General features: G+C 47.9%; 21 protein-coding genes. 4 read left to right on the top strand and 17 right to left on the bottom strand.

Annotated features, from left to right (window positions below; genetic code table 11):
• Positions 1-117 precede the first annotated feature (117 nt).
• The 5 genes from gltX to K6T99_09445 form a co-directional block, all read right to left on the bottom strand.
• Positions 118-1,590, bottom strand: a complete 1,473-nt coding sequence (gene gltX, locus K6T99_09465; GenBank protein ID MCL6520051.1) for a glutamate--tRNA ligase — start codon at positions 1,588-1,590, stop codon at positions 118-120.
• Positions 1,590-3,452, bottom strand: coding sequence for a hypothetical protein (locus K6T99_09460; GenBank protein MCL6520050.1), 1,863 nt, complete (start codon positions 3,450-3,452; stop codon positions 1,590-1,592). The genes gltX and K6T99_09460 overlap by 1 nt, the downstream gene beginning before the upstream one ends.
• Positions 3,449-4,807 carry a 30S ribosomal protein S12 methylthiotransferase RimO gene (gene rimO, locus K6T99_09455; protein MCL6520049.1) on the bottom strand — a complete coding sequence of 453 codons (1,359 nt, stop codon included), beginning with the start codon at positions 4,805-4,807 and terminating at the stop codon, positions 3,449-3,451. The genes K6T99_09460 and rimO overlap by 4 nt, the downstream gene beginning before the upstream one ends.
• A 14-nt stretch (positions 4,808-4,821) precedes the next feature.
• On the bottom strand, positions 4,822-7,032 hold the full coding sequence (locus K6T99_09450) for a DNA translocase FtsK (protein ID MCL6520048.1): 2,211 nt from the start codon (positions 7,030-7,032) through the stop codon (positions 4,822-4,824).
• 263 nt (positions 7,033-7,295) lie between these two features.
• Positions 7,296-7,559, bottom strand: a complete 264-nt coding sequence (locus tag K6T99_09445; GenBank protein ID MCL6520047.1) for a LuxR C-terminal-related transcriptional regulator — start codon at positions 7,557-7,559, stop codon at positions 7,296-7,298.
• Positions 7,560-7,794: 235 nt separating this feature from the next.
• Here K6T99_09445 and K6T99_09440 point away from each other — a divergent pair, with 235 nt between their 5' ends.
• Both K6T99_09440 and hemB read left to right on the top strand, forming a co-directional pair.
• Positions 7,795-8,607 (top strand): sugar phosphate isomerase/epimerase, encoded by an 813-nt coding sequence (locus tag K6T99_09440; protein MCL6520046.1) that lies wholly within the window; start codon positions 7,795-7,797, stop codon positions 8,605-8,607.
• 40 nt (positions 8,608-8,647) lie between these two features.
• Positions 8,648-9,619: a porphobilinogen synthase gene (gene hemB / locus K6T99_09435; GenBank protein MCL6520045.1), complete on the top strand. Its 972-nt coding sequence runs from the start codon at positions 8,648-8,650 to the stop codon at positions 9,617-9,619.
• Here the strand turns inward: hemB and K6T99_09430 are convergent.
• From K6T99_09430 to K6T99_09420, 3 genes are read right to left on the bottom strand one after another with little or no spacing between them, the layout of a single operon-like run.
• A complete protein-coding gene (locus tag K6T99_09430; protein ID MCL6520044.1) occupies positions 9,606-10,118 on the bottom strand; it encodes an isoprenylcysteine carboxylmethyltransferase family protein in 513 nt (170 codons plus the stop codon). The genes hemB and K6T99_09430 overlap by 14 nt on opposite strands.
• A gap of 11 nt (positions 10,119-10,129) precedes the next feature.
• Complete coding sequence (rsmG, locus tag K6T99_09425) at positions 10,130-10,852, bottom strand: 16S rRNA (guanine(527)-N(7))-methyltransferase RsmG (protein MCL6520043.1); 723 nt, start codon at positions 10,850-10,852, stop codon at positions 10,130-10,132.
• Between the two features lie 16 nt (positions 10,853-10,868).
• A complete protein-coding gene (locus K6T99_09420; protein MCL6520042.1) occupies positions 10,869-12,062 on the bottom strand; it encodes a family 10 glycosylhydrolase in 1,194 nt (397 codons plus the stop codon).
• A 144-nt stretch (positions 12,063-12,206) separates the two neighbouring features.
• On the opposite strand from K6T99_09420, the gene K6T99_09415 reads away from it, so the two are divergent.
• On the top strand, positions 12,207-12,851 hold the full coding sequence (locus tag K6T99_09415) for a bifunctional 4-hydroxy-2-oxoglutarate aldolase/2-dehydro-3-deoxy-phosphogluconate aldolase (GenBank protein ID MCL6520041.1): 645 nt from the start codon (positions 12,207-12,209) through the stop codon (positions 12,849-12,851).
• 38 nt (positions 12,852-12,889) lie between these two features.
• Positions 12,890-13,873 carry a sugar kinase gene (locus tag K6T99_09410; GenBank protein ID MCL6520040.1) on the top strand — a complete coding sequence of 328 codons (984 nt, stop codon included), beginning with the start codon at positions 12,890-12,892 and terminating at the stop codon, positions 13,871-13,873.
• Positions 13,874-13,876: 3 nt separating this feature from the next.
• Here K6T99_09410 and K6T99_09405 read toward each other — a convergent pair whose 3' ends face one another.
• From K6T99_09405 to recA, 9 genes are all read right to left on the bottom strand, one after another.
• On the bottom strand, positions 13,877-15,619 hold the full coding sequence (locus tag K6T99_09405; protein MCL6520039.1) for an FAD-dependent oxidoreductase: 1,743 nt from the start codon (positions 15,617-15,619) through the stop codon (positions 13,877-13,879).
• Positions 15,620-15,704: 85 nt separating this feature from the next.
• Positions 15,705-16,271 carry a hypothetical protein gene (locus tag K6T99_09400; GenBank protein MCL6520038.1) on the bottom strand — a complete coding sequence of 189 codons (567 nt, stop codon included), beginning with the start codon at positions 16,269-16,271 and terminating at the stop codon, positions 15,705-15,707.
• Between the two features lie 198 nt (positions 16,272-16,469).
• Complete coding sequence (locus tag K6T99_09395) at positions 16,470-16,913, bottom strand: BlaI/MecI/CopY family transcriptional regulator (GenBank protein MCL6520037.1); 444 nt, start codon at positions 16,911-16,913, stop codon at positions 16,470-16,472.
• Between the two features lie 180 nt (positions 16,914-17,093).
• Positions 17,094-17,966 carry a decaprenyl-phosphate phosphoribosyltransferase gene (locus K6T99_09390; GenBank protein MCL6520036.1) on the bottom strand — a complete coding sequence of 291 codons (873 nt, stop codon included), beginning with the start codon at positions 17,964-17,966 and terminating at the stop codon, positions 17,094-17,096.
• Positions 17,967-17,971: 5 nt separating this feature from the next.
• The gene (locus K6T99_09385; protein MCL6520035.1) at positions 17,972-18,880 is read right to left on the bottom strand and encodes a PKD domain-containing protein; all 909 of its coding nucleotides are present in this window, start codon (positions 18,878-18,880) and stop codon (positions 17,972-17,974) included.
• Between the two features lie 77 nt (positions 18,881-18,957).
• Entirely contained in the window at positions 18,958-19,743 is a 786-nt protein-coding gene (locus tag K6T99_09380; protein ID MCL6520034.1) for a TIGR00282 family metallophosphoesterase, read from the bottom strand.
• Between the two features lie 18 nt (positions 19,744-19,761).
• Positions 19,762-21,300 carry a ribonuclease Y gene (gene rny / locus K6T99_09375; protein MCL6520033.1) on the bottom strand — a complete coding sequence of 513 codons (1,539 nt, stop codon included), beginning with the start codon at positions 21,298-21,300 and terminating at the stop codon, positions 19,762-19,764.
• A 181-nt stretch (positions 21,301-21,481) separates the two neighbouring features.
• Entirely contained in the window at positions 21,482-22,132 is a 651-nt protein-coding gene (locus K6T99_09370) for a RecX family transcriptional regulator (GenBank protein ID MCL6520032.1), read from the bottom strand.
• An 81-nt stretch (positions 22,133-22,213) separates the two neighbouring features.
• Positions 22,214-23,266 (bottom strand): recombinase RecA, encoded by a 1,053-nt coding sequence (gene recA / locus K6T99_09365; GenBank protein ID MCL6520031.1) that lies wholly within the window; start codon positions 23,264-23,266, stop codon positions 22,214-22,216.
• Positions 23,267-23,308 lie beyond the last annotated feature (42 nt).

The following is a 23,308-nucleotide window of genomic DNA, read 5'->3' as shown; positions in this document are numbered from 1 at the left end:
CACTGAATCCTCGAAATGGAGCAGCAAACCAAATCAAGCTAGGTATCGCGAACCTTTTGAATTTTTCCCTCTATTACTGTGCTTTACTTTTCAACGCCTCAAAAGTCGCGAAACTTTTTAGAGCCGATTTCTAGTTAACAAGTCTAGAGTCTGGCTTAAACGACTTATAACCCTTTCTCGACCTAGAACACGCATTGTTTCAAAAAGGCTAGGGCCCGCTGTGCGTCCTGTGACAGCCATGCGAAGCGGATGGATTACCGCACCACCAGACAGACCCATCTCTTCCCCGACCTTTCGCGCTGTTTCTTCTATCGATTCGGCCGTCCATTTTGGTATCTCACGTATTGCGGGAAGCATTTTGCAGAGTAGTTCTTTTACGTAATCTTGCCGCAACCATTTTTCAACGCCTTTTTCTTCGTAGCTTAGCTCGCTTATAAAGAAAAAGTCAGCAAATTCGACAATTTGAGCCAAATATTTAAGTCGGTCGCGCACAAGATTAACGACTTCGCGCAAGTATGCCCCATCCTCCACCGTAGGATTTTCCGGGAAAAAGCCTGCCTGACGCAGAAATGGAATGCAAAGGTCTGCAATACGGCCTAGGTCTGCCTTACGTATATACTCACCGTTCATCCATTCAAGCTTCTGGATGTCGAAGATTGCTGGGTTTCTAACAATTCCCTCGATGCTAAAGCGCTCAATTAGCTCCGAAATCGTATAAAGATCACGATCCTCACCCGAAGACCACCCCAGAAGTGCCATATAGTTCACCATAGCCTCAGGGAGGAAGCCTTTCTCCCTATATTCCAGGAAACGCATTGCTCCATGACGTTTGCTTAACCTTGTGCGGTCTGGCCCAAGAATTGAAGTTGTATGTGCGAATTGCGGTGGCTCCCACCCAAAAGCTTGATACATAAGCACATGCTTTGGCGTACTTGATATCCATTCCTCGCCGCGAATAACATGGGTAATGCGCATTTCATGGTCATCTACCACACTAGCAAAGTGGTAAGTAGGATATCCATCGGACTTTATAATCACAAAATCATCCAGCAAGCGGTTCTCGAAGGTGATTTCACCCCTAACCAAATCTTGGATGGTTGTCTGTCCTGTGTCGGGAACTCTGAAGCGAATAACTGCCGGGATTCCCTTTTCCAATCTTGCCCTAACCTCATCAGCAGTAAAGGCAGCACAAGTGCGGTCATATCCAGTAGGCTCTTTACGAGCTTCTTGTTCTCTTCGCATCTGTTCCAATCGTTCCGGCGTACAAAAGCAGTAATAAGCAGCACCTTTCTCAAGCAGTTCTTCGGCATACCTTTTGTAAATCTCCAATCGCTCAGACTGTACATAGGGCCCATAGGCTCCTCCGACTATCGGCCCCTCATCCCACACCAAGCCAATCCATCTTAGGCTCTCGAAAATCTCTTCCTCAGCACCAGGAACCAACCTGGCCCTGTCCGTATCTTCAATACGAAGCACAAACTTACCGCCACTATGCCTAGCAAAAAGCCAGTTAAAGAGCGCCGTACGAATATTCCCAATGTGAACAAAACCTGTTGGACTTGGTGGGAACCTTACTTTAACTTCTTTCATCAATCTTCCTTTCGCACGTACTTCCTTTTGGCCTTTTTAAAGCCCTGGTCAACCTTTTTCTCATCAAAGTGCCAGAGCGCCGAATTAGGCTTCTGGTAGAAAGCATAATATGAACTTAGAATGCTTGCCACCAACCGGCGTGTTGCCCGCCGCACTAAATTTACCTCTGTAAACAGAGTAACAAACTCTATGCCTTTCCTATGTGCAGGCATGATGCGGCACATAATCTCGAACGTAGAGACCGGCTCGGCCTCAACCTCCTGCCTCAATCTAAGAAGCTCGGCAACACGGTTTGAAGGGATATGCACTAGGGGGTCAGTTTTACCTTCATACACATATTTAAACTCATCGGGTTTATCAGTCCTAATCAACTCAAACACTGCGCCAGATTCGGGCATATCCTCGGTATACCACGGAGCCATTTCGTAGATAAGGCTTGTCTCGCGGTTCACCCATATATCCGCCCGCTTGTCTTCATTACAAAGCGTTACCTGTATCAATCTCGGTCCCAAAGGGAAAAAGGTCTTCGGAATCTGGCACAGTGGGAACGTTCCAAGTTTTTGGTGATGATATTTAAGCACACACCTAGCTGAATCCATGACGGGAAGCTTATCTTGTTCGGTAATCTCCTCTTCGTCGCCAACATCCTGTACTAGCGGGTTTCTGATTTCGGTTGCAAGCGTTCCTTCCAGACCCTCATCGTCCAACTCCACATCAATCTTTTCGCCGCTTGATGTTTCGAACGAGTACTTCGGGATTACTAACTCAGGTGGAACAATTTTGACATATTCAGGAATCGTATCCGCCATCCGCCAGCGCTCGCCGCCAATCCATGCAAATCGAGGGTCAGCACGCATAGCATCACTCAATCCCTCAGCGGCTATTGCATACTCGCGGTCGCGCGGCGAGATTTCAAATATTTTCTCAAGGATTGTTTGTATTCTAGCCTCTCCTTCAGCTGATACAATTTCTGCCACCTCATCGAGATCTCTCTCCGAAATAGTCAGCGTGAGCACTGGTGGAACTTCCTCTTCAATTTCAGCACGCTCCACTACCTCAGGCGGCGCTTCCTCAATTATTTCCTCCTCAAGCTTTTCAGCAAGATCGCGGAGCATTTTCTCAAAGCCTTCGGTAATCTTCTTAGTTGCCCAGCGCCCATCAGACATCCAAATAAGCATGTCACTTTTCCATAGTTCATTGTAGAACTCGGCTGGGTTTAGGTCCTCACCAATCGCACGCCAACGGAACAATGAGATAAGCTTATTGCTGACTGGCACCTTTATGTTATCTATGAACTTTGCAACTTGCGGTGCAATGTCTTCATCGGTCCACTCAACTTTTGCTGCTACTTTTTCGAGAGAATGAATTTCATCCTCGCTTAACTCGTTATCAAAGACAATATCTTCTTCAAGCTCGGAGGTTATTTTAAATAACCATTCACTAAGCCCATATAAGCCGTCTTCCGTTTTAAAATATTTTTCTTCGTTATCGAGTAATCTTGGTAATAGCAACTCATAATAGTCAGCAGGACGCTCGTAAACTTGCGAAAGCTCATTGGCGATATTTTGAATTGACATTGGGCGCCCGCACCAAGAGATTATTTCGCGCAGCACGCGCTCCATCGGCCGCTGTTTATCCTCATAGCGCACCTCAAGATCCCACTTGCGCTCGATTTGGGCAAATCTCGGGCTTGCAGCCAACACATGCCTGATTAATTTTGCTGAATATTTATTGTCAAGTGCACCTGCGATGTCAGCAGATCTCACTGGCTCCTTGTAACCAAGCAAAACCATATAAACCTGGTCTTCAAGAAGACGCATTGCATCCCGTTCTATTTGGTTCTCAATAGTCGCGTTATTCAATTCAGTACCTCCATATTATGTTTTCTCCTCTTGCTTGCTTTGATTGGACGCGAAAATAGGTCATACTCACTGCCTTCGATAACTTCTACCTGAATAAATTGCCCAGGCTTTTCCAAGCAATCCTCTATATAAACAACTCCATCTATTTCAGGCGCATCACGATAGGAGCGCCCCACTGCCAGCCGACCGTCATTCTCCTCAACTAACACTTCAAGCGTTGTCCCCACGAGCATTTGGTGCTTTTCTTTCGATATTTCCTTCTGCAACGACATCAACTTATGAAGTCGATTGTTAGCAGTTTTTCTGTCTACTTGCTTGTCAAAACTTGCAGCAGGCGTGCCATCCTCAGGTGAGTAAACGAATGCTCCTAGCCGGTCAAACCTTATATCTTGCACGAACGCAAGCAATTCTTCGAAATCCTCATCGGTTTCGCCAGGGAAACCAACAATGAAAGTCGTCCTTAGTGCAATCTCCGGACATACGCCACGGATGCGCTCAAATAACCTTCGATATGAATCCCCGGTTCCTTGGCGGCCCATTGCTCTAAGGATTCGGTCTGAGCAGTGTTGAAGCGGTACGTCCAAGTATTTGCAGACTTTCTCATTCTGAGCAATTGTTCTTATCAGCTCGTCTGTAATCCTCGTCGGATAGCAGTAGAGCAAGCGAATCCATCGAATACCATTTAGCCTAGCGAGCTTTTCAATAAGCTTTGCCAAACGGAACTCGTTATTGGTGTCGAAACCATATTTGGTAATGTCTTGCCCTACTAAATTAAGCTCCTTCACACCAAGCTTGGCGAGCCCTTCAGCTTCGGCAAGGATATCGTCTTCGGCCCTACTTGCAAAGTTGCCCCTGATATTTGGAATCGCGCAGTATGAGCATCTGTTGTCACAGCCATCGGCGATTCTTAAATATGCAGTCCACGGCGGCGTCGAAAGCATGCGACATCTTGGTACCGTCCACCATTTGCCAGGTTCCCGGACTTCGACGACGCGTTCGCCTTCGAGAATTTGCTTTATTATCTCACCAAACTTGCTTGACCTACCCAAGCCAATAACAGCATCAACGTCGGGTAGTTCTTTGGCAAGATCATCGCCATACCGCTGTGCAAGGCATCCAGTGACTATTACAGAACGGCAAGCACCTTTTGCCTTCCAACGAACGGCGTCTAGAACTGCTGCGATGGACTCCTCCTTCGCACTCTCAATGAAACCGCAAGTATTTACAATGAGGACGTCTGCCCGCGACGGGTCGTTCTCAATTTCGTAGCCCGCCTTATCAGCTTCCCCAAGTATTTCCTCAGCGTCAACACGGTTCTTTGGGCACCCGAGATTTATTACTCCTATTTTAGCCATTGATTATCTAAAGATTAATTGTCCTCTTCGTCGAAGTTGTTCGTTTCCTCTCCGAAAGTAGCACCGCCTAGCACACGGTCTAAGTCCTCGGCTGTGATTAGCACTTCCCTTGGCCTAGCGCCATCGGGCGGGCCAACGATACCTTGGGTTTCCATTGCATCAACAATCCTTGCAGCACGGGTATAGCCAATCTTGAAACGCCTTTGGATCATTGATGTTGATGCATAGCCTTGGGTCACTACCAATCGCACCGCTGGTTCGTAGAATTCGTCTTTTACTCCATCGTCAGCGGCGCCAGCAACATCGGTGATTTGAGCTGGCTCCATTGTATATACTGGCGACCCCTGGTCTTTCAGGAACTTCACAAGCGACTCGATTTCTCTTTCGGTAATCAAACAACCCTGGATTCTAACAGGCTTGGCAGCGTCAACAGGCTTGAATAGCATGTCGCCCCTACCAATAAGCCGTTCTGCACCGCCCATATCGAGGATTGTGCGACTATCTACTTGCGAATTAACTGCAAACGCCACCCTGGAGGAGATATTCGCTTTAATAGTGCCGGTAACCACATCGACCGAAGGACGCTGAGTAGCTATTACGAGATGGATACCAGTAGCACGGGCAAGCTGTGCTAGGCGACAAATCGCAAACTCTACTTCCGGGCCAGCCTGCATCATTAGGTCGGCAAGCTCGTCAATTATTAAAACCAAATATGGGAGACGCTCCTCGGGCTTCGCCTTCGCGTTGTATCCGTCAAAGTTCCGCGTACCCATTTGAACAAAGAGGTCATACCTCCGCTCCATTTCTTTAAGGGTTGCACGGAGTATCCCCGCCGCCTGCCTAATATCTCTCACAACTGGCGTGCACAAATGTGGAATTCCATCAAATAAGCTTAGTTCAACTCGCTTTGGGTCGATTAGTATAAACTTAACTTCTTTCGGGGTGGCTCGGAAAAGCAAGCTTGCGATCATTGAGTTAAGGCATACACTTTTTCCAGCATTGGTAGCGCCCGCAATCAACATATGCGGCATCTTAGCTAAATCGGCAAATTTCGGTTCGCCGGCAATATCCTTGCCCAACGCGAACGTCAGCTTTGAGGGCGCATTCCAAAACTCCTCATTGTCTATGACTTCTCTAAGCGTAACTATACCAGGATTACTATTTGGCACTTCGACGCCAATCGCTGATTTCCCTGGGATGGGCGCTTCCACGCGAACATCAATTGCTGCAAGCGCCATTGCAAGGTTATCTGCTAGGCTCACAATTTTGTTGACCTTAATTCCAGGCGCAAGTTGAATCTCATACCGCGTTACCGTAGGGCCGTGGCAAACTTCGACAACGTCTGCTTCGATTTTGAATTCCTCAAGTGTGCGTTCAATAACATCAATCTTGTAATTAAGCTCGGATTGAATTCGTTTTGGCGGCGGTGGCGGCTCATTTAACAAGGTAACGGGCGGCAATTGGAACTCAGCATTGCTTTCCCGAGGTAGCTGAGCAGCCGCAGACTGGCCGCGGTCTATCTTGCCCGTAACGACCGCACCTGTGACAACGTCTGACTTTTCACCGTTGACGACCACCGGCTTTTTAAGAATGGTGAGTACTTTGGGACGTTCCTTCTTCTCAGAGCCGTTGCGCTCTAGCTCGACTGGCCGCCGGACATCGAACCCTCGCAGTTTTCCTCTGCCTGAAAACAGTAGCCGTATGCCTGCAACAGGGAGTGCAACTAACATCATAAAAGGCACACCTGTAATCAGCACAAGTGAAATAATCAATACAGCTGTTAGGAAGATGTGACTACTTATGCGCCCAAGTATTAATTCAAGGAGATATCCCATGCCGAGGCCAAGGTATCCACCCCCAAGCTGAACGTCCAGCGGATCAATTCTAGGTTGGGAGAATAGCGCCGTCACACTTGCAGTGCGAGCAAATTGCGACCATGTCACAAATACCAAAAAAAGAAGAAAGAAGCCAATTAACCTTGTAGTTGTTGCCGACCGAGGCGCACCTGTAACAAGAACACCGCCTGCTATAATGAAGAGAAAGGGCACAACGTATGCGCCAAGGCCGACGACCATCCTTGCTCCCACACCCAGTGCTCCTCCAAGTAGACCGCTCTGTGGGGCAACGATTCCAACAAAAAGGATACCGCCGAAGGTGATACAAGCAATGCCGGCGATGTCTTGCATTAGGGAATCATTCTGGATTTTCCGCCGCGTGCGATTCATGGAATCAGCCTCTTGTGGCTAAGTATATCAGAGAGAAGCGCACCGGTCAAGAAATGCATTGTTCGCATGCATGTTTGAAGTGCTCCGGTTTGTTGTGAAGTGCGAGGATTCAGCGTGATTTCAGCGTTGCAAAAAGAAAATCTCCTCCGACGTAACCTCGGAGGAGATTAACTTTTGTAGTGCGACACGGCAAAGCTACACTCGCCATTTCGGCACATTACTCCCACCCCACCAATTGGAGCAGGTTAGACCGCATCGGGCGATTATTTCGATCTAACCTCAGCAGGCTCGAGCGGTATTAGGCCGAGGCTGGTTGCTCTGCGGTAGGCTTGTACTCTGTTGCTTACCTGCAACTTCTCGTAGATGTTTGCGAGGTGAAAGTCCACTGTTCGCTTGCTCACGTACAGCTCCTCCGCCACCTCTTTGCTCGACTTCCCCTCGATTACAAGCGATAGAACCTCAATCTCCCGCTTGGTAAGTCGGATGGTTCTATCCTCTCGAACTTGGGGCATAGTCACAGCCGTCATAGCCCAACTCCTTTCTCGTGTCGCCGCTTCCAAGGAAAGTTCTTCCATACTTTTACTGGGATTTGAGAGAAAAAATACCCTAATTGTGTCAAAACGCAAACGAAAATTATTGCTCTATCATTTGGCGTTCCCAGTAATACGGAGCAGAAAATTAAAAATGCGAAGGATACTTAAGCCCATTTATTGAAGTAATTGCCTAGTGAATACTGAAGGAGGAAAGTTCATGAGCAACAAATTGCGTTTGGGAGTGATAGTGGGGCTTGCAAAGGGCGCGGAAATCGAGATAAAGAAGGTGCATGATTTGGGGCTCCCTACTTGTCAGGTATCATGTTGGAACCCTAATATATATAATGATAACACTCTGAGGGAACTTATGAATGCCTGCGAGAAATACTGCGTTGAAGTAACTTCAGTTTGGGCAGGATATCCTGGACCGGCAGTTTGGAACTTCATAGATGGCCCTGCAACAATAGGCTTAGTGCCTCCCGAATATCGAAGCATGCGAGTAGATGCCTTGAAGAAAGCTGCTGACTTCGCCGCTAAAGCGGGAATTTCCTCTATCACTACCCATGCAGGCTTCATACCAGAGAACCCAAAAGATCCACTATATGCAGGCACGATCAAAGCATTGTCAGAAGTTGCACAACACTGCAAGCGCGCCGGAATATGTTTCTGTTTTGAGACTGGGCAAGAAACGCCTATTACGCTTCTTCGAGCCATTAAGGACATTGGAACAGACAACCTCGGTGTGAACCTCGACCCCGCAAACCTGCTAATGTATGGAAAAGCCAACCCCATTGACGCACTTGATGTTCTTGGCCCGTATATCCGCGGAGTCCATGCAAAGGACGGCGAGTATCCCACCGACCCAGGAAAACTCGGCATCGAGAAGCCTTTGGGCCAGGGAAGGGTTAACTTCCCAGTGCTCATCCCGAAGCTAAAGTCGTTTGGATTCTCAGGTGCACTTACAATAGAGCGAGAAATTAGTGGCGAACAACAAATCATTGATATCAAACATGCAATAAAAATATTAGAACCTCTCTGTTAGGAATTTTATAAAAAAGTTGGGTGAGAGAAGGTAGACGCTAATGATAAAAGTTCGTCCAAGACGACTTAGGACTTCAGAAGCCATTAGACGGTTAGTCTCCGAGACAGAGCTTTCGGTCAATGATTTCATCTACCCTGTCTTTGTAGTGCCAGGCAAAGAAATTTGCGAGAAAATCGAACCAATGCCAGGATGTGCACGCTATTCCGTCGACCGATTAGTCGAAGAGGCAAAGGAAATTCGCGCTCTTGGCATCCCAGGAATTTTGTTGTTTGGTATTCCAGAGTCGAAAAACGAAATTGCCACAGAAGCATATGCTCCAGATGGAATTGTCCAAAAAGCAATAAAAGCAATCAAGAAGGCTGTGAATGATCTCCTCATAATTACTGATGTCTGCCTATGTGAGTATACCTCTCATGGTCATTGTGGCATTGTTCGAGATGGAAAAGTAATTAACGACCTCACACTCCCCCTTCTTGCCAAAGTTGCCGTATCCCATGCACAAGCCGGAGCCGATATTGTGGCACCATCTGATATGATGGACGGCAGAGTTGCGGCAATTCGGCAGGCACTCGATGAAAATGGATTCGAAGACACTGCGATAATGGCATATTCAGCCAAGTATGCATCAGCATTCTACGGCCCATTCCGCGAGGCGGCAGAAAGCGCACCAAAGTTCGGCGACCGCAAGTCGTATCAAATGGATTCTGCGAACGCCCGCGAGGCAATCAAGGAGGTCATGCTAGATATTGAGGAAGGCGCAGACATAGTGATGGTGAAGCCTGCCCTTCCTTACTTGGATATCATAAGGCGAGTAAAGGATGTAGTCAACATCCCCGTTGCGGCATATAATGTTTCAGGCGAGTACGCGATGGTCAAGGCTGCTGCACAGAATGGTTGGCTGGATGAACAGAAAACGGTAATGGAAGTCCTTACCTCAATCAAGCGCGCTGGAGCCGACATTATCCTAACATATCATGCAAAAGATGCCGCCAGATGGCTTAGCGAAATTTAGGAATAAGAACAGGAACCCTACGTCGGTATTCTATATAAGCTTCACCAAAACGACGGACAAGCCCTGGTTCCTCAAATAACTTTAGATAGACAACCGCCGCCACTGCAAGCACTGGGATGAGCAACAGCCCTGCAAGAGAGCGAGCCGCAAAGGCAATGCCGAGTAAGATGAAAAGCTCGCCCAAAAGCATTGGATTTCGAGTGTAGGCGTATGGACCAGTAGTGACAAGCGTTTGTGTAGGGTACAAAGCAATCCCGAAAGCTTCGATGGGAGAACCATGACCAACAAAGTGCAAATAAGAGTATGCCCAAAGTACCCAAAAAATGCCCACCAGCAAAGCGAATGCCGCCAAAAACTGATTAACACTTTCAGGCGGAAATGGCATGAGGCCAAGCAAATTATCTAACCATTTACTAATTAAATAGAAGGCTCCTGGGAAAACAATGCCGAACACTATTAGAGCAATCCAGAAGCCAATAAATATCCTTATTTTAGACATATCACCGCCTCCTAAAGCGGATTCCGTTCGGGCACGCCAGCTTTTCTTGGATATGCTGCTGGCGTGCTTCGGCATTTCCGAACAATCACCAGTGTACGCCGCACGTCGCTGTGTGGAATCACAAGCTCATTTATGATAGGTTTTTCGCCACCGAGAATTCCAATCGCCCTTTGGGCGCCTTCCACTTCTTCCTCTATATGCGCCCCTTTGTAAGCCACGAATAAGCCGCCAATTCGACAGAAAGGCAGACAAAGCTCTGCCAGCACATTCAACCGTGCAACAGCTCTCGAAACAACAAAATCAAAGCACTCTCGATAAGATTGTACCCTTCCAATATCTTCCGCACGCCCATGCACCAGCTCAACGTCCTTTAGCATTACTTTCTCGACAACAACTTCAAGGAAAACAAGCTTTTTCCGAACAGAGTCAAGAAGTTTTAGCTTCAGCTCTGGGCATGCTATCTTTAGTGGTATCCCCGGGAAACCTGCCCCCGTGCCGACATCTATAAGCGATGAGCTATGAGGTATCTCGACGAATTTTAACAACGCGAGAGAATCAAGGTGGTGCTTTATTGCTATCTCCTCTGGATTCGTAATGCGGGTGAGATTAAACTTCTTGTTCCATTCCAAAAGAAGAGACGTAAAGATATCAAATGCGTCAAGCTGTTTCTCATCCAAATGAATCCCCAGCTCTGACGCACCCGACGCCAGAATTCCCCTCAACATTCCGGCCATACTTTAGCGCCTCAAGCTACTTGCTGGTAGCTTCAAGTTTGGAATCCGCTTGCTTTTTTGCCTTTGGCTTCCAAGGCATCTCGGGAACAGGAGCAGGCTCCTGAAAGACATGCTCCTTCAGCGCCTTGCCGAGAGCTTCTCGACACTGGGACTGACTAAAGGCAAATCCAAAGACGCCCAAAATTCCTTTCTTCCGCGCCTGCTTGATTTGCTCAATCGCTCCTTCAATGTTGTTGCAAAAAACCATGTTCTCCGTGTAAGCATGCCTGCCATATGACCATCTTTTCATCCCGTCAAGCCAGTTAAGATACATTCGGTGATGATTGGGTTTGGAAGGATCTTTGTAATTCATAGGCATATTTGCATCGAGAATGCCTTCCTGCATCCAACCTCTCCAATCTTGAAAGACCCAAGCGTAAGCGTCGGTCTTCTTGAAGTCGGATGGGCAATCGCCCCAGGGAATTGTCGCAGCGCATAATTTTACATGAGGTTTGACTCTCTGAATAGTTTTATAGATGTCACGCACCATCTGCGTAACCTGGTCCCGTCGCCACTGTCCCCAAAGGGGGTCTTCAGGAGCTGGCTTGCCGGTTCTGCCATACGTTTTGTTGAATCTAGCCACAGCAATGTCGTTGTATCCCCACTCTCGACCAGGATAGCGAATAAAATCCAACATAATGCCATCGATATCATATTTGGTAAGCAAATCGGTAAGCACTTTAATTGTGTATTCGCGGACTTCCGGGACTCCCGGGTCAAGAAAACGACCGTCCTTCGACGCTGTATTACCATTGACATCCTTACACAGCCATTCAGGATGCAAGTTGATTACATGATTTGGATATGGAGGGTTCTTGGAGCTTCCCCATACACGGAACACATTAAACCAAGCATGCACCTCAAAGTTGTTTGCGTGGCCCTGCTCGACTGCATAACCAATTGGGTCGAAGTCTTTTTCTTTAATATCTGCCGAACGAGGCTCTATTGCCGAATTATAGAACGCATCACCTGTTCGGCGCGCTTGAACAACTAGCACATTCATATTGCAATCTTTTGCCCATCGGATTGTATCGTCGAGCTCAGCTTTGCTTAACATGCCTGGTATCCACGTATGCACACCTACTGCTCGAAACTCTGGCTTAGCGGCAGCATACAAGCTTTCTAACATCGCAAAATACAGCAACGTTAGAGCAAAAAATCTAGATCTCATATAATAATCTCTCCTAACTAAAATAGGTTACTTTCCGTACGCCTGATATTCTACCATATTTTACCCACCTTGGGTATGACAAACGATAAAACACTTGACCTTTTCGGGCTCAGTTTGCTACATTTCGAGATGGAGGCGAACATGATGAACAAACAGCAGATTTTGGATGAGATAATAAAATGCGGAATTGCCGCAATTGTAAGAGGACAATCTGCGGAAAAAATTCTCAAGGCTATCGAGGCAGCCTTGGAAGGCGGTGTAGTCGTCATAGAGATTACATTTACTGTGCCGAACGCACTGGAAATTATCAAGCATCTTTCGGCAAATATTGGAGATGACGTAATATTAGGTGCAGGCACGGTTCTTACGCCCGAAATGGCTGAGGATGCAATCCAAGCAGGTGCACAGTTTATAGTAAGTCCTTGCACAAATCTCGAGGTAATTGACAAAGCTAAGTCTCTTGGTGCCCCTGTATTTCCGGGAGCACTGACTCCAACCGAAGTTGTTACCGCCTGGCAAGCTGGAGCAGATATGGTAAAAATCTTCCCAGCTAACGTTATGGGGCCAACATATCTCAAAGACCTTCGTGGGCCACTTCCTGAGGTAAAGTTCATACCAACTGGCGGCGTTACTCTTGATACAGCGAAGGCATACCTTGAGAACGGCGCCTCTGCTCTAGGTGTAGGCAGCGACCTTATTAACAAACAATTGATGGACGAGGGCAATTTCACAGAAATCAAAGAGCGAGCCCAAAGGTTTATGCAAATAGTTAAGCAATTTAGGGATTAAATACGCTGGGAACACTTCACACTTCAAGGAGAGAATAAATGGCAGATGTTGTCACCCTTGGTGAGGCAATGCTAAGGCTCTCGCCGCCAGACTTCCACAGATTGGAGCAGGCCAACTCGTTCGACTTAAAGGTTGGCGGTGGAGAGTTAAACGTAGCGGTGGGTATTGCCCGGCTTGGACTCAAAAGCAGCTGGGTTAGCAAGCTACCAGACAATCCGCTTGGTAGGTTGGTGCGCAACAAGGCACGCGAGCAAGGTGTCGATACTTCGCACATTGTCTGGACAAAATCAGGGCGGGTCGGCATCTATTTCCTAGAGTTTGGTGCAAGCCCCAGGCCATCGAGCGTTCTATATGACCGCGCAGGCTCGGCGGTTAGCACGCTCGCTCCTGGGGAGGTCGACTGGAAAAAAGCACTCGAAGGATGTAGCATTTTCCACGTAAGTGGCATCACGCCCGCATTGAGCAAGTCATGTGCAGAAGCAACCTTGGAGGCTGTAAAAGCTGCAAAAGATGCAGGTGCAAAGGTGAGCTTTGACGTCAACTACCGCAAGAAATTGTGGACTCCTGAGGAAGCAAACGCCTGCCTTGTGCCGATGATGGAGTTTGTTGATCTCTTGATTACCACAGAGGAAGACACAGGTATTGTTTTTGGCATACGAGAGAGCAGCTATCAGGATGTCGCTATCAAGCTTCATGAGAAATTTGGGTTCGATGTTGTAGCAATAACTTTGCGGGAAGACCTATCAGTTTTGCGCAACAATTGGTCTGCCTTTGCACATTCGCATGGGGAACTCTATGAAAGTGCGAAATACCCTTGCGAATTAATAGACCGCGTAGGTGCAGGAGACTCGTTCACAGCCGGTTTCATATACGGATACCTTACAGGCGATGTTCGTAAAGGCGTGGATTATGGTGCAGCATTTTCAGCACTCAAGCATTCAATTCCCGGCGACCTCAATTGGGCAACGCTAGAAGAGGTTGAGAATCTTCTAAAAGGAGGTGGCATAAGGATACAAAGGTAGAAGCTAATCCATCACTAATGTTCCTGTTCGAAGACCGTCGATAATATCGTTAGGGACCTCAATCCTCTCCATGCTGACATGCGGCTTTTTATCAGCGCGCGTTAGAATTATTTGTTTAAGCCAGTTGCCATCGTCTCTTCTAGGATAGTCAGCTCGATAGTGGGTTCCTCGGCTCTCAGTTCTCGCCCTGGCAGCCGTTACAATCATATGGCAAACATCAATTATGTTCCGCATCTCAAAATAGCGACGCATATCAGCCGGCCTGGCTTTGGCTAAAATAGATTTTGCTTCTCTGATTGAGGCCTCCATCATGCCTAATCTCGACTCTGTCCGGACGACGGATACGTTTCTCCACATCGCTCTTTGAATTGACGTGAGCAATGCCTCCCATTCAATCTGCTCATTCACTGGAACCGCTTGATAAGATCGAACTTGCTGTTCAACTATCACCTTGACTAATTCTGGCTGAACTTTCTGTCCGATGGCATAATTCGCCGCTTCGGCACCAGCAATTGCCCCAAAGACTTGCGAATCTGCAAGCGCATTTCCTCCAGGACGGTCAGCTCCGTGCTGTCCGCCTGCCACTTCACCGCACGCATAAAGACCCTTAATCTTGGTTGATGCCCGCTCGTCAATAAGCACACCGCCATTGAAGTGCTGAACGCTCGGTGCGAACTCCACTGGTTCCTTCCTGATGTCGATGCCACGTGCCAAAAGATGCTCAAAGGGCACGCGAGCTCTTGTTTCGATTTCGGCTGATGAGTTGTGCGAGATATCGAGATAAACTCCACCATGAAGGCCTGGCACGCCTGTTACAATCTCCTCGTAGACAGCGATATCTATGTACATGGATTCATTTCGAACACTAAACGGGAATGAAACTCCTTTTAGTGTAAGTGCATTCCCAATGTTAATGCCCTTTGGGATGCGTTTCGACAGGAATTCCTCACCATTGCCGTTTAAAAGACGAGGGTTCATTCGCCAGAAAACACCAGAAAGGGCAAACTTTAACGGATGGATGATGCAAGGACCGATTTGTATGAATTCCATGTTCACAAGCTCCGCCCCTGCTCTGTATGCCATCGCCATGCCATCGCCAGTCATGTCTTCAGGAAAAACATTGAAGGAGTACAGCTCGCCCGCGCCACCTGTAGCTAATATGATGGCTGGGGCGCCGAACACCGCCAACTCTCTACCACCTTCAGTAATTCCCCAACACCCAATTACCCGACCGGGCTGCTCCCCGGCCATAATTAAGTCGGCGGTCATAATTCCTTCTACAAACCTAACGCCAAGGTCGCGTGCTCTTTCTAGCAGAACACGCTCGATTTCGGGCCCGGTGTTTGTTCCCTTCCCACATGCCCTGGGAAAGCGTGCGCCGTCGGAAAGTATTTGCACAAACTTGCCATCTTTCTTGTCGAACGACGCTCCCCATCGTTCAAGGTCAAGCAGCCTCTGGGGTGATTCATAAGCAATCCTGCGTGCAAGTTCAGGGCGCGCAACTAATGCGCCCTTTATCATTATATCGAGCCAGTGTTCGTGCGGATTGTCCCTCTGGTCGGCATGGCCGAATGCTGCTCCATATGCCATCCAGTCTGAAGCAGAATTTTGGGTGCACCCACTCTTGCCAGCAATGCCTTTTTCTAAAACAAGCACGTCGGCACCCGCTTCTTTGGCTGCAACAGCTGCCCTCAATCCTGCGCCGCCAGCACCAATTACTATTACGTCAGCCTCAAGCTCTAGCATATCTAATCCCTTTCCAATTCCTTACGGTTAACTATAACGGAGTAGCAGAAAGGTGTCAACGCACGCAGGCAATTCTAATGGCAATCTAAAGTGCGCCTTCTTCGAAAATGCTTTTTCCGCGAAGTGCAAATCGGCAGTAGCCAAGCTTTTCACAGTGGCGTTCATCACAGTGCTTTGGCTTGTGATATATATACTTTCTCGTCTCTTGACGGTATACGCTGCGCAAGCCTTTATACCTGGAGTCATCAGCATCTGCCCTGCGAGCGGCTGAACGAACAAATCTAACAGCGGTCGGCTGGCTTACACCCATAAGTTTTGCAATTTCCTTAAAATTGTAACCAATGGCATACAATTGCCAAGCACGCTTCTCAGACGAGGACATTCGTGTATGGTGGCTTACTAAAGACATTTCGATATTAAATAGTTCGTCTGAATCTACCTCGGCGGAACCATATGTAAACCCTTCAGGCAGGGAAGCCGCCTTGCGACACTTCCTGAGGAGTTGCCGCTCTGTATAAGTAGGGCAGTCAGGATTCCGCTCAGCATGACAGGCAAGTAAAACATCGGCGATTACTTCCATAACCTCGGGATGCATTTGCCGCTTGCCAATTAGCGTTCTAGCGTTGTTCTTTGGACACAATTCTCTGGACATTTGGCCCTCCTGGGATAAAATAGGAGACATCTGTCTACCATTAAAAGTATATCGGTAGAACACTAATTTGTCAATAGCTAATTAATTAAAGGTTAGAAAAAATAACCGGCCATCTATTTAGCAGATGGCCGATTGGTCAATGGCTTTGGTTCTAGTTATCTAAGTAGCCACGGTTGCAAAACCGTGCTGCTCTAGAAATTACTCATCGCGGAGGGCAGTTTCAATTTTCCTGAGTTCCTCTTCTGAGTAATCAGGGAGGAGGTCACGTACTGCTTTATATAATGGCTTACCGAGAACCTTCCGACAAACCTCATCTAGGAGCAGTTTGCCCATCTGCTCGCGAGTGATGTTTGGCGTGTACACGAAAGCGTCGGTCTTCTTATCGCCTGTTTTCGTTTGTGTTAGTATGCCCTTCTTGGCAAGCTTTGCCATTGTAAGCATGATGGTAGAGTAAGAAAGTTCGCGTTTAGGATACATTATCTTGAATACTTGAGTACTATTGACGGGTGGCTCAAGGTCCCAAATTACATCGAGGATTTGTGCTTCGAGCTCCCCAAGGGAGTAAGTAGAAACTGCTGGCGCCCCGCCTTCAGCTTTATCGTCTTTTTTTACTGCCTTGTATAGGCGATCTACTAAAGACATTAGTACTTCTCCTTTCAATTGGAAAACAGCAACTTTTAGGTTATCTGTGAAATCGTTTGCATGGCAATATATTACAGGATTGCTACTCGTTTGTCAAGCAATGAAGGTTTATAAAGATGCTAATTTAGAAGCTCTAAGCAGAAGCAAGGCATAAACGAGGAAAATTTTACATAAGCTTATCTATTTTCCTAAACCAATTATGAGGCCAGCAGCTAGAGCCCATAGGATAATACAAACCAGAAGAGGTTTGTCTGTAATTACCAATGTTTCCGGGCTTTCGGCACCCGAATTGTTGTGGATTAGGAACAGATATCTGAAGACGCCATATATGACAAAAGGCAATGTGACCATCATGTAGGGATGTGCGGCTCCAGTTCTCGAGAAAAAGGTGTACAACGCATAAGCCGTGATTGTTGTAGAAGCGACGATATTGATTAATTGGTCGAGAAGTGGAATCGAGTACTGCTCCAACACTGGCCTATGTTCTTGTGCTTTTTGGACAACTAGAAGCTCCTGCCGTCGCTTGGCTAGTCCAAGAAATAAGGCAAGAAGCACTGTGCAGACAAACAGCCAAGGAGACACTGACACACTGATTGCCGCCGCCCCTGCTGCCGCTCGAAGAACGAACCCACCCGCGATTACTAAAACGTCCAGGATAACTATCTTTTTTAGCCCAAGTGAGTAAGCTGTTATAAGTCCTAGATACGCAAGGCTAATGCTACCAAACCTAAAGTCAAGTGCGAAGGAGAGTATCAAACTTCCTATGCAGAGGAGCGTGGCCACAATCCACGCTGTTCGAATAGCTAGCCTGCCAGATGCAATGGGCCTCTGTGATTTTTTCTCATGCAGCCGGTCACGTTCTACATCTAAGATATCGTTTACTATGTACACACTCCCAGACAAAATGCAGAACAAGGCAAAAGCCAGCACGACCTTAGCGTAATCAGAAACAGGGTGCTGGCGATCCAAAGTAAAAAGCAGGCCGGCAAACACGAACAGGTTTTTCGACCATTGTCGCGGCCGCATTGCTTGAAGAATCGTGGCTATCAACACATCACCTAGTCGTAGACGGTTACCTTTGATTGGGTGCTAACGCTCTTTTTAACACCGAAAAGATCAGATATTGTCAGAGTAACCGTGTATTCACCAGATTTTCGGTACTTATGATAGACAAGCTCACCCACGGCATCCTCTTGAATACCATCTGAAGCATCAAAATCCCATGAATACTTTACCGCTGCTGCCCCCGGATTACAAGAAGCCCTGAACATGACGTCATCTCCAACCGCGACGTACTGGTCTTCGTTGGGGAATACCTGAATTTCAGAATTGTCGGTGATTACCCGGATTGCGCCAATGTAGAAAGATTCATTGCCGTCACCAGTAATCACCAAGCGCTTCAACCTAGCCTCTTTTAAACCATTATTAGCTTTCAATGCCGCAAATGGAATTGAAATGCGCATCCATCCATCTTCACCGACCTGGCATGCTGAGAGGGGCACTTGGCCCTCCACCCATTCTCCGTTAAGGGTCATGGCAACCCTGACCCTCCGAATTGGTTTGGTAGCAGAAGAACTCGTGCCATATGTGCTACTGTAGCCATATGTAGTGTCTTCGCCCTGCACGCGGAACCTGGCTATAAGCTGGATATAGCCGTTCTTGTCATTATAATAGGCCGTGATGTCTGGGGCATCCTGAAAGTCCAACCTAACACCATCATACAGGCTACGTCCGCTAACCTTTATCGAGAACCTTCCGCTGAAGGCGAGGCGGGGGTTTTCCTCATATTTTCCACTGCCCCAACTGCCTATTTTCAAACCTGCCTGGTCTGCTGGGTCGCCATTGTAGAGCACCAAACCTTCTTCTTCGAAAAACTGAGCTAGCGCAGATGTGCATGCTCTGCAGAAAATCACAACGCCGAGCAAAAGGACAGCGCTTACTCTTCGATTTGTCAATAATGTCCACATTTTGACTAACTCACACCTCAATCGTTTTTTAGTAAAACGCCCATGTATTCGACTGCCAACCGCACTACTTCGGTTCCCTATGCCGACTGGTTTCTTTGGATTCTCGTAACGCTCAATGCCTGCCCGGTACTGCAGTCTGCTTCAACCAGAACAGCCGAAAGCATTGCCTTTCCTTCGGCTATCTCAAATTTTGTCGGCATTTGCGTAATGAACCTGGAGATAATAAGCTCTTTTTTTACACCAATAACCGAATCTATTGGGCCAGTCATTCCAACGTCACTTATAAAAGCGGTTCCCCCTGGCAGAATTCGCTCATCGGCAGTCTGGACATGGGTATGCGTGCCGAGCACGCCAGTGACGCGGCCGTCAAGGTACCATCCTAGAGCACTTTTCTCTGATGTCACCTCCGCGTGGAAATCAATGAAAATTAAATTCGTATGCTGACCGATCTCAAGAAGTATAGCATCCGCTGTCCGAAATGGGTCTTCAAGGTTTTCCATGAAGATTCTTCCGCATAAATTGATAACTCCAATGCGAATGCCACTCTTAGTCAGGTATATGTTCCATCCCCGGCCGGGCGCACCTACTGGATAGTTCGCCGGCCTAAGCAAACGCTGTTCCTCATCGAGATAAGTATAGACTTCCTTTTTTGACCAAACGTGATTGCCAAGGGTTACAACATCAACGCCAGATTGGAAGACCTCGGCGGCAGTTTCCTTGGTGATTCCCATACCTCCTGCCGCATTTTCGCCGTTCGCAACGATGAAATCGGGCGAGTATTCTTCTCTTAGTGCCGGTAGCAACTGAGAAACGGCCTCTCGTCCCGGCCTTCCCACTATATCTCCTATAAACAGAAGCCGCAAGCAGCTGCCTCCAGACTTTTACTTGGCATACTCCACAGCCCTCGTTTCGCGAATAACGGTGACCTTGATTTGGCCGGGGTATTCCATTTCTTCCTCGATTTTCCTAGCAGTATCGCGGGCTAGCTTTGCCGCGGCAAGGTCGTCAATTTCCTGCGGCTTTACAAGCACTCGGATTTCCCGCCCCGCCTGCACAGCATACGTCTTTTCAACACCGGCAAAGGAGTCCGCAATTGTCTCCAGCCTCTGTAGACGCTTAACATAAGTTTCCAGGGTTTCACGCCGAGCGCCAGGCCTTGACGCTGAGATGGCGTCTGCTACCGATACAAGAACAGCCTCAATGGTTTCGGGTTCTTCATCCGAATGATGTGCTTTGACTGCATGAACCACCTCTGGATGCTCATTATACCGATGGCAGATATCCGCACTGATGACCGCATGCGGCCCCTCAACCTCAAAATCCACTGCCTTCCCTAAATCGTGCAGAAGTCCTGCCCGTCGAGCAAGCAACACGTTTGCGCCAAGTTCGGCCGCCATTGCACCTGCAAGATGGGACACTTCGATGGAATGGTCAAGGACATTCTGGCCATAACTTGTGCGGAACTTTAGTTTCCCGAGTAGCTTCACAATCTCAGGGTCGAGAGCAGTAACACCTGTCTCAAATACCGCATGCTCACCTGCTTGTCGTATTTGCTCCTCGACCTCAGCTGTTGCTTTTGCAACTGTTTCCTCGATTCGCCCTGGGTGAATGCGCCCGTCCGATATTAGGTTACTTAATGCAATTCGCGCGATTTCTCTGCGAACTGGATCGAACGCAGAAAGTACGACGGCTTCTGGCGTGTCGTCAATGATTAGGTCCACGCCGGTGAGTGTCTCAAATGCTCGTATGTTTCTTCCTTCACGGCCAATGATCCTGCCCTTCATCTCATCGTTAGGCAGGGGCACCACCGAGACCGTCGTTTCTGAAGTTTGGTCAACTGCACAGCGCTGAACTGCAAGCGTAATAATATCGCGCGCACGTTTTTCAGCTTCTTCACGAGCTTGGGCTTCTATGTCACGTATCAGCTTGGCGGCCTCATGACGAGACTCCTCCTCGACCATTTTTAATAGGAGGTTTTTTGCCTCTTCCGTAGTAAGCCCAGCTATGCGCTGAAGCTCCGCACGCTGTTTTTCCAAAATGCTGTTTAACTCTTCTCTTATTTTGGCGTTTTCTTGTTCCCTTACACTTAATGCTTTCTCCCTTTTCTCCAGGTTATCCAACCTGCGATCCAGGGATTCTTCTTTCTGCGTCAGCCTTCGCTCTAACCTCTGTATTTCAGCTCGCTTTTCGCGATTTTCCCTTTCGATCTCTGCTCTGAGTTTGTAGGCTTCATCTTTTGCCTCAAGAAGGATCTCTTTCTTTTTTGTCTCGATATCCTTTTCGGCTTGCTCTCTAATCCTCTGAGCTTCCGATAACTGTTCTTCCGCTTTGCGCCTTGCTGGAAGAACACAGAAAACGAATCCCAGCAAGACAATCGCCAGGGATGCTATGACGCATCCGACGGCATACAATGTATTCATAAGGTCGGCCTCCTCTCCCCGAAAAGTCGGATTGAGGCTGAGCGAACAGGACCTTTGAATCCGGCTGACCTAGCGCGGGGGCGCTAAAGTTCGCCTCCGCGATGCAGATAAATTCCCCCTTACCCTTTCCATAAAGCATCTTCATGTTTGAATCTTAGCCATCGCACAACATTCGATGGACCTATTCCTCGTCGTTATCGGTGGAAAGTTCGCCCAATACTTGCGATATAACCTCCCAACCGAAGCCCTGCCTTCGCAGGAATGATGCCAATTTGCGCCGTTTGGTATTAACCTCCGCATCTTTATATTTGGCCCAGCGGCGCTTTGCGGAATCAAGCGCTGTTTGGTATTCTGTCTCCTCATCAATTTCAGACAGAGCATCCTCTGCCACGTTGTTTGGCACACCTTTTTGCTTGAGTTCCCATTTGATTCGCTGTTTTCCCATACCTTTGCCGACCAACCGGCTCTTCACCCACGCTTGGGAAAACTGCTCATCATTTACGAGTTCAAGCCGCTCAAGGTATGCTAGAACATCCTCAATAATATCTTCGGCGAACCCACCTCGCCTAAGGCTTTGCGCAATCTCAGCCCGACTGCGCGCCCTATAACCAAGTAGATTAAGCGCCTTTTTCTTGGCTTTCGTTAACTGCTCAGCGTAGACGATTTCTCTGAGCCGCTCCTCGCTTATCTCTTGGCCAATTTGAAGACCAAGGTCATCAACTACATTCGCGTCCACAGCTAGCACAAATTTGCCATCAACGAAAATAGACCGACGGTTTTGCCGCTTCTCCTGTGCCTCTATTGCTGTTATTCTATGCTGATGTGCGGTCAACCTTCTACCTAGTTCACGTAGAAAAGCAATGTTTTGCGGGCTAAATTGAAGTCCAATTGCCTCAAATTATAAGGATTCCCGCTAATCCTCAATAGCGGCCGCCGGAGCAAGAAACACCTTTCCGACGGCCTCTTCGCGTATTTTGGCTTCCAATTCATCTATCAGTTCGGGGTGCTCTTCCAGATATTGTTTTGCGTTCTCACGCCCCTGGCCAAGTCTTATATCGCCGTATGTGAACCAAGTGCCGGTTTTGCTTATAAATCCTAGTTCTGTGCCGATGTCAATAACTCCTCCCGACCTCGAGATGCCTTTGCCAAACATGATGTCAAACTCAGCCTGCCTGAAAGGTGGAGCGACTTTGTTTTTCACTACTTTAACCCTCACCCTAGTGCCAGTCATTTCGTTTCCTACCTTGAGGGTCTCAACCCTTCGCACTTCCAAACGAACCGATGCCCAGAACTTTAGAGCGCGCCCACCTGGAGTTGTCTCGGGATTACCGAACATTACGCCTATTTTTTCGCGAACTTGGTTGATAAAAACAGCGGCTGTGTTTGACTTACTGACAGAACCGCCAATCTTTCTAAGAGCTTGCGACATTAGCCTCGCTTGAAGGCCTACATGAGAATCGCCCATCTCGCCTTCAATTTCAGACTTGGGCACAAGCGCGGCAACAGAATCCAGAACCACGACATCAACCGCATTACTTCTGACAAGCGCGTCTATAATTTCGAGGGCCTCTTCGCCAGTGTCGGGCTGGGATACCAACAACGAGTCTACATCTACGCCAAGGTTCCGCGCATAAGAGGCATCAACCGCGTGCTCAGCGTCCACAAAGGCGGCAATTCCGCCAGCCTTCTGGGCTTCAGCAATGATATGATAGCCGATGGTTGTCTTACCTGACGACTCTTGGCCATATATCTCGGTAATCCTCCCTCTGGGGATGCCGCCTACGCCAAGAGCAATATCAAGCGCTAAAGCACCAGTAGAAATCGTCGAGACATTCAGCCGCGACGCCTCCCCCAGCCGCATTACTGCACCTTTGCCAAACTGCTTCTCGATTCGGCTCAAAGCCAGTTCGAGCGCTTGTTCTTTTTCTTTGCCGTTACCTTTATCCAACACTTGATCTCCTCTCATCTTTTAGTCGCTATCTAATCACTAAGCCATCCTTTTTCCCAA

Source organism: Armatimonadota bacterium (assembly GCA_023511795.1).
Lineage (GTDB): Bacteria > Armatimonadota > UBA5829 > DTJY01 > DTJY01 > JAIMAU01.
The sequence above is the reverse complement of the archived record's forward strand: the minus strand, read 5'-3'. Positions and strand labels throughout refer to the sequence as shown.

Excerpts from the sequence above, each read along its gene's own strand:
- K6T99_09450 (MCL6520048.1), bottom strand. The coding sequence starts at position 7,032 with ATGAATCGCACGCGGCGGAAAATCCAGAATGATTCCCTAATGCAAGAC.
- rimO (MCL6520049.1), bottom strand. The coding sequence starts at position 4,807 with ATGGCTAAAATAGGAGTAATAAATCTCGGGTGCCCAAAGAACCGTGTT.
- gltX (MCL6520051.1), bottom strand. The coding sequence starts at position 1,590 with ATGAAAGAAGTTAAAGTAAGGTTCCCACCAAGTCCAACAGGTTTTGTT.
- recA (MCL6520031.1), bottom strand. The coding sequence starts at position 23,266 with ATGAGAGGAGATCAAGTGTTGGATAAAGGTAACGGCAAAGAAAAAGAA.
- K6T99_09430 (MCL6520044.1), bottom strand. The coding sequence starts at position 10,118 with ATGTCTAAAATAAGGATATTTATTGGCTTCTGGATTGCTCTAATAGTG.
- K6T99_09445 (MCL6520047.1), bottom strand. The coding sequence starts at position 7,559 with ATGACGGCTGTGACTATGCCCCAAGTTCGAGAGGATAGAACCATCCGA.
- K6T99_09400 (MCL6520038.1), bottom strand. The coding sequence starts at position 16,271 with ATGTCCAGAGAATTGTGTCCAAAGAACAACGCTAGAACGCTAATTGGC.
- K6T99_09410 (MCL6520040.1), top strand. The coding sequence starts at position 12,890 with ATGGCAGATGTTGTCACCCTTGGTGAGGCAATGCTAAGGCTCTCGCCG.
- K6T99_09420 (MCL6520042.1), bottom strand. The coding sequence starts at position 12,062 with ATGAGATCTAGATTTTTTGCTCTAACGTTGCTGTATTTTGCGATGTTA.
- K6T99_09395 (MCL6520037.1), bottom strand. The coding sequence starts at position 16,913 with ATGTCTTTAGTAGATCGCCTATACAAGGCAGTAAAAAAAGACGATAAA.
- K6T99_09385 (MCL6520035.1), bottom strand. The coding sequence starts at position 18,880 with ATGTGGACATTATTGACAAATCGAAGAGTAAGCGCTGTCCTTTTGCTC.
- K6T99_09415 (MCL6520041.1), top strand. The coding sequence starts at position 12,207 with ATGAACAAACAGCAGATTTTGGATGAGATAATAAAATGCGGAATTGCC.
- rsmG (MCL6520043.1), bottom strand. The coding sequence starts at position 10,852 with ATGGCCGGAATGTTGAGGGGAATTCTGGCGTCGGGTGCGTCAGAGCTG.
- hemB (MCL6520045.1), top strand. The coding sequence starts at position 8,648 with ATGATAAAAGTTCGTCCAAGACGACTTAGGACTTCAGAAGCCATTAGA.
- K6T99_09405 (MCL6520039.1), bottom strand. The coding sequence starts at position 15,619 with ATGCTAGAGCTTGAGGCTGACGTAATAGTAATTGGTGCTGGCGGCGCA.
- rny (MCL6520033.1), bottom strand. The coding sequence starts at position 21,300 with ATGAATACATTGTATGCCGTCGGATGCGTCATAGCATCCCTGGCGATT.